The organism is Streptomyces sp. NPDC060031 (assembly GCF_042736805.1).
Classification (GTDB): Bacteria; Actinomycetota; Actinomycetes; order Streptomycetales; family Streptomycetaceae; genus Streptomyces.
The window spans coordinates 1-5468 of record NZ_JBHWVM010000181.1 but is presented as its reverse complement, the minus strand read 5'-3'; the positions used below and the strand labels follow the sequence as shown (position 1 = coordinate 5468).

At 74.4% G+C, this 5468-nt stretch carries 5 protein-coding genes; 2 read left to right on the top strand and 3 right to left on the bottom strand.

All coding sequences use genetic code 11. From position 1 onward, the window contains the following. Positions 1–43 precede the first annotated feature (43 nt). A complete protein-coding gene (purH, locus tag ACFWB8_RS36660; protein ID WP_385237535.1) occupies positions 44–1627 on the bottom strand; it encodes a bifunctional phosphoribosylaminoimidazolecarboxamide formyltransferase/IMP cyclohydrolase in 1584 nt (527 codons plus the stop codon). After that, positions 1624–2247: a phosphoribosylglycinamide formyltransferase gene (purN, locus tag ACFWB8_RS36655; protein ID WP_385237532.1), complete on the bottom strand. Its 624-nt coding sequence runs from the start codon at positions 2245–2247 to the stop codon at positions 1624–1626. Before purN ends, purH begins: the two co-directional genes overlap by 4 nt. Before the next feature lie 254 nt (positions 2248–2501). Between purN and ACFWB8_RS36650 the strand changes: the two genes are divergently transcribed. Then, a complete protein-coding gene (locus ACFWB8_RS36650; protein ID WP_385237530.1) occupies positions 2502–3173 on the top strand; it encodes a hypothetical protein in 672 nt (223 codons plus the stop codon). A gap of 16 nt (positions 3174–3189) precedes the next feature. Here ACFWB8_RS36650 and ACFWB8_RS36645 read toward each other — a convergent pair whose 3' ends face one another. Next, positions 3190–4806, bottom strand: coding sequence for a DUF6350 family protein (locus ACFWB8_RS36645; RefSeq protein WP_385237527.1), 1617 nt, complete (start codon positions 4804–4806; stop codon positions 3190–3192). 119 nt (positions 4807–4925) lie between these two features. Here ACFWB8_RS36645 and ACFWB8_RS36640 point away from each other — a divergent pair. After that, positions 4926–5468: helix-turn-helix transcriptional regulator (locus tag ACFWB8_RS36640; RefSeq protein ID WP_385237524.1), on the top strand; the 543-nt coding region annotated here is incomplete at its 3' end.

Below are 5468 nucleotides of genomic sequence, written 5' to 3'. Positions count from 1 at the left end.
CCGCAGTGGTGCGGGACGCGGCCTTCGCCGTTGCCGGGGGAACTCAGTGGAAGAAGTGCCGGGTCCCGGTGAAGTACATCGTCACGCCCGCCGCCTTGGCGGCCTCGACGACCTGCTCGTCACGGACCGAACCGCCCGGCTGGACCACGGCCTTGATGCCCGCGGCCGTCAGGATCTCCAGGCCGTCCGGGAACGGGAAGAACGCGTCCGAGGCGGCGTACGAGCCGTGCGCGCGCTCGGCGCCCGCCCGCTCGACGGCCAGCTTCGCCGAGTCCACGCGGTTGACCTGGCCCATGCCGACGCCGACCGAGGCGCCGTCCTTGGCGAGCAGGATCGCGTTGGACTTGACCGCGCGGCAGGCCTTCCACGCGAAGGCCAGCTCGGCGAGCTCCTCTGCGGACAGGGCGTCGCCGGTGGCGAGGGTCCAGTGGGCCGGGTCGTCGCCCTCGGCCTGGAAGAGGTCGCTCTGCTGGAGCAGCGCGCCGCCGCTGATGGGCTTGAGGTCGCCCGGCTGGTGCGGGGTGCCGTCCACCTTCAGCACGCGGATGTTCTTCTTCTTGGCCAGGATCTCGACCGCGCCGTCCTCGTAGGCGGGGGCGGCGATGACCTCGGTGAAGATCTCCGCGACCTGCTCGGCGAGCTCGACGGTCACCGGGCGGTTGACGGCGATGACGCCGCCGAAGGCCGACAGCGGGTCGCAGGCGTGCGCCTTGCGGTGGGCCGCGGCGACGTCCTTGTCCACGGCGATCCCGCACGGGTTGGCGTGCTTGATGATCGCGACGCAGGGCTCTTCGTGGTCGAAGGCGGCGCGGCGCGCGGCCTCGGTGTCCACGTAGTTGTTGAAGGACATCTCCTTGCCGTGCAGCTGCTCGGCGTTGGCGAGCCCGCCCGGCTGGCCGTCCGTGTAGAGGGCCGCTGCCTGGTGCGGGTTCTCGCCGTAGCGGAGGGTGGACTTGCGCTCCCAGGCGCCGGCCAGGAACTCGGGCAGCACGGCCTCGGGCTCCGGGGCGTACGCGTTCGTGAACCAGGAGGCCACGGCGACGTCGTACGCGGCGGTGTGCTGGAAGGCCTCGGCCGCCAGGCGCTTGCGCGCGGTGAGGTCGAAGCCGCCGCCCTGGGCCGCCGCGATCACGTCGGCGTAGCGGTCGGGGCTGGTCACGACGGCCACCGAGGGGTGGTTCTTGGCCGCGGCGCGGACCATCGACGGGCCGCCGATGTCGATCTGCTCGACGCACTCGTCCGCAGTGGCACCCGACTGGACGGTCTCCAGGAAGGGGTACAGGTTGACGACGACCAGGTCGAAGGGCTCCACGCCCAGCTCGGCGAGCTGGTTGCGGTGGTTTTCCAGGCGCAGGTCGGCGAGGATGCCGGCGTGGACGCGCGGGTGCAGGGTCTTGACCCGGCCGTCCAGGCACTCGGGGAAGCCGGTCAGCTCCTCGACCTTGGTGACGGGCACACCGGCAGCCGCGATCTTGGAAGCGGTGGAGCCGGTGGAGACGAGCGCGACGCCCGCCTCGTGCAGGCCGCGGGCCAGCTCTTCCAGTCCCGTCTTGTCGTAGACACTGACGAGCGCACGCCGGATCGGCCGCTGGGTCGTGGTCGGGTCGTTGCTCTCTACGGCGGTCACTGGATTGTTACCTTTCGTCCCTCAATGTGGTAGCCGTGCCGGGCCAGGCGCCCCACGACATCGACGAGCAGCTCGCGCTCGACTTCCTTGATGCGCTCATGGAGAGCGGCTTCGTCCTCTTCGTCGCGGACCTCGACGACACCCTGGGCGATGATCGGACCGGTGTCCACGCCGCCGTCCACGAAGTGGACCGTGCAGCCGGTGACCTTGGCTCCGTACGCGAGGGCGTCCCGTACGCCGTGCGCACCGGGGAAGGCCGGCAGCAGCGCGGGGTGGGTGTTGATGAACCGGCCGCCGAAGCGGTCGAGGAACTCCTTGCCCACGATCTTCATGAACCCGGCCGACACGACGAGGTCCGGCGCGTGCGCGGCGGTCGCCCCGGTGAGGGCGGCGTCCCATTCCTCGCGGCTGCCGTAGGCCTTGACCGGGCACACGAAGGTGGGGATGCCCGCCTTCTCGGCCCGCTCCAGGCCGACGATGTCCTCGCGGTCGGCTCCCACGGCGACGACTTCGGCTCCGAAGCCCTCGGCTCCGCCGGGGTGGGCGTCGATGGCGTCGAGCAGGGCCTGGAGGTTGGTGCCGGAACCGGAGACCAGCACGACCAGGCGGGAGGCGGCCATGGGAGGCCCTTTCTCGCGGAAACTCGGGAACTCGCGGGGAAATGCGGCGTTCGTCTTGTGTGGTCATACGAAACTTCGGGTCACCGGTATACGGGGGACCATACGAAGCCGCCGACCGCCTGCAACGATACCGGCACACCGGACGGCCCCCGAGGGACGGGGGGACGGCCGGGCGGTAGCGTCTGGCGTACAAGCCGCAAACAGGCCGCCGACGTCCCCAAGACGTCCATGACACAGGGGAAGAAACACACCCGATGCCGGACCGCCGCCAGCCTGACCCCTCGACCGACGACAACCCCTTCGCGGCGCCCCCGGAAGGCCGGCCCGACCAGCCCTGGCAGCCGCGGGGCGGGGGTGACGGCGACCGGCAGGAACCGGGGCAAGGCCCCGGGTCCGGGCCCGGCTCGGGCTCGGGCTCCGGCTCCGGCTTCGGCTCCGGCGGCCCGGCGCGGTGGGACCCGACGGATCCGATCCAGCGGCGGGCGCGGTACGCGCTGCTGGCGGGCATGTGGGGCTTCTTCTTCGGGATCTTCGGAATCCCGTCGGTGGGCCTGCTGCTGGGCGCCCTCGCGCTGTACTGGGGGATCACCTCGCTCCGGGGCGTGCCGGCGCCGGCGGCCGCGACGAGGGCTTCCGTGGACGATGTGGAAGGCGTCGCGCCGGCTGCGACGCCGGCTCCGGCGTCGGCCCAGGGCGGCCTGGCGGCGCTCGGGGCCGCCGCCCGGCCGCAGCGCACGGCGGCGGTGAGCGGCCTGGTCACCGCTTCGCTGGCGGTGCTGCTGGCGCTGAGCTCGTACGCGCTGCAGTTCGCGTACAAGGACTTCTACGTCTGCCGCGACGACGCCCTGACGAAGACGGCGGAGCTGCAGTGCAACGACCTGCTGCCGGACAACTTCATCGGCAAGATGCTCAAGGTGCAGCGGTAGCGGGAGCCCGTGCCCGTCAGACGCGTCCCGGATCGGCGCCGGGCTTGCGGCGGGACAGCACCCGGGCGCCCGTGACCGCGGGAACCGGCGGGGGCGGCGGCGGAGCGGGCGGCTTCGCCGGGAGGGGGGCCGGGGTCAGGTCCAGCCTCAAGCCGGGCAGGACGGTCACCGTCCGGGGCGGCTTGGGCGGTGCCGTCGGCGCGACCGCCACCGGTGGGGCGGCCGGGGTGTCCACGGGCTCCGGGGCGTCCACAGGCTCCCGCTCCGGAATGTCCACAGGCTGGGGATCCGGGGCGGGCTCGGGCCTCGCGGCGGGTTCCGCCGGCGCGAAGTCGGGGATCAGGGTGCTCGCCGCGCGGCGCAGCGCCGCCCAGCGGACCTCCCGTACGCCGCTGTCGTGCCACTCGTCGTCCTCGGCGGCGGCCAGGCCCGGGGCCGGCCGGTTGCGCCAGGCGTGCACGGCCACCGCCACCGGGACCGCGAGCGCCAGGCTCCACCCCAGGGCGGCGGCACCCGTCTGCCACCACACCGGCCCGAAGTCCGCCAGCCCCCGCGAGCCCATCGGCCCCGCCGAAGCCGCCGCGAGCCCGGTCATCGCCAGCCCGCAGACCAGTGAGCCCAGGGCTGCGGTGAGCGCGGTCTCCCCGTACGAGACCTCGCGCGCCCGGCGTACCGCGAACCAGCCCACCGCCAGCCCGGCCACCACCGGCACCACGGCCGCGGCCCAGGTCAGCAGCGTGCCGGGACCCGCCGGCGGCAGCGCCGCGAGCAGCGGGAACCGGGGCAGCGAGGGCGAACCGCCGAAGCCGAGCGGGGTGGCGGCTTCGCCCGCGCCGAGGGCGAAGCCGGGGCCGAGGGCGTAGGACGCGCCCCAGACCATGGCGTTCGGGATCAGGGCGAGGGCGAGCAGCAGTGCGGCGAAGCGGCCCGACCAGACGCCGGTGAGCGACAGGAAGGACCCCTGCACCTCCGCTCCGTGCCAGGCGAGCGAGGCGCCGACGAGCAGGGCCCCGCCGCCCAGGAGGACGAGGGTTCCGCCGGCTCCGGCGCGCAGCGCGAGCGCGTAGCGGGGACGCCTGGCCCAGCCGGGCAGCGGTCCGAGCGGGCGTCCCCGGGCCTCCCACGCCCCGCCGGCGGCGGCGAGCGCGGCGACCAGCGGGAGGTGCCAGGCCGCGCTGAGCGGGTCGGCGGGCATGGGGCCCCCGGCCGCGTACACGGTGGCCAGGGCTCCGACCCCGAGGTACCCGCACAGGACGGCGGAGAAGACGACGCTCGTGGGCAGCTCCTCCTCGCCGTTCTCCCCGGGGGCGCTCCCGAGGCGGGCCGCACGGCGGATGAGCAGGGCGGGCAGGGCAACGAGCAGGAGCGGGGTCATGCCGACCGGGGCCGGCACCCCCGAGAGGGTCTCGTACCTGATCAGCTCGGTCCCGTGGGCGAGCAGCCACAGCCCGGCGGCCAGGTGCAGGGCCCCGCCGGGGCCGCTGTCGGGGTACGGGGAGCTGATCCACAGCACGATGACGAGCACGGCGAGGAAGCCGAGCCCGAGTCCGGCGGCCACGGCGCCGCCCAGCACACAGGCGGCGGCCCGCGAGGCCGTCGGCAACGGGGTCCCGCGTTCGGTCACTTGGGTCACCCCGCCATGGTGCCAACGACACGCGCTATGGGCGGGTAACAGGCGAATGTCCGTGGTGTCGCCCAATATACGTTTATGTACTTTTTTGCTCAGGGCGTCCGGGCCGCGGGGAGTGTGGCATGACACAAAACGCCACGGAGCCGGGCCTCCCCGCCCCGAAGGAACGCCGGCGCCTGCGCGAAGCGGCGGACCTGACGCACGAGGAGATCGCGGAAGCGGTGGGCGTCACCGCGACCACCGTCCGCTCCTGGGAATCCGGCCGCACGGACCCCCGGGGCCGCACACGCGAGGCCTACGCCGAACTCCTCTCCCGCCTGTCCACGACCCCGGCCCCCGTGCCGCCGGACCCCCCTGACACGGCGGCCGCGCCCCACACCGCCGAAGCGGCGCCTCCGGCCCCCGAGAATCCCGAGCCGGCCGCCGCGCCGAGCGATCCAGAAGCGGCGGCGCCCGGGGCGACCCCCGCGCCCAGCGCTGCCGAAGCGTTGGCGCCCTCCCCTGGGGGTACCGAACCGGCCACCGCGCCGAGCGATCCCGAAGCGGCGGCGCCCGGCGCAATCCCCGCGCCCAGCGCTGCCGTTTCGGCGCCGACGCCCGGCGCGCCGCCCGCGCCCGGGGGTCCCGGGGCTGCGCCCGCGCCCGGGCCCGCCTGCGCCTGTCTC

Bases quoted from the DNA above. Each gene is read 5' to 3' on its own strand.
- ACFWB8_RS36650 (WP_385237530.1), top strand. From the start codon at position 2,502: ATGCCGGACCGCCGCCAGCCTGACCCCTCGACCGACGACAACCCCTTC.
- purN (WP_385237532.1), bottom strand. From the start codon at position 2,247: ATGGCCGCCTCCCGCCTGGTCGTGCTGGTCTCCGGTTCCGGCACCAAC.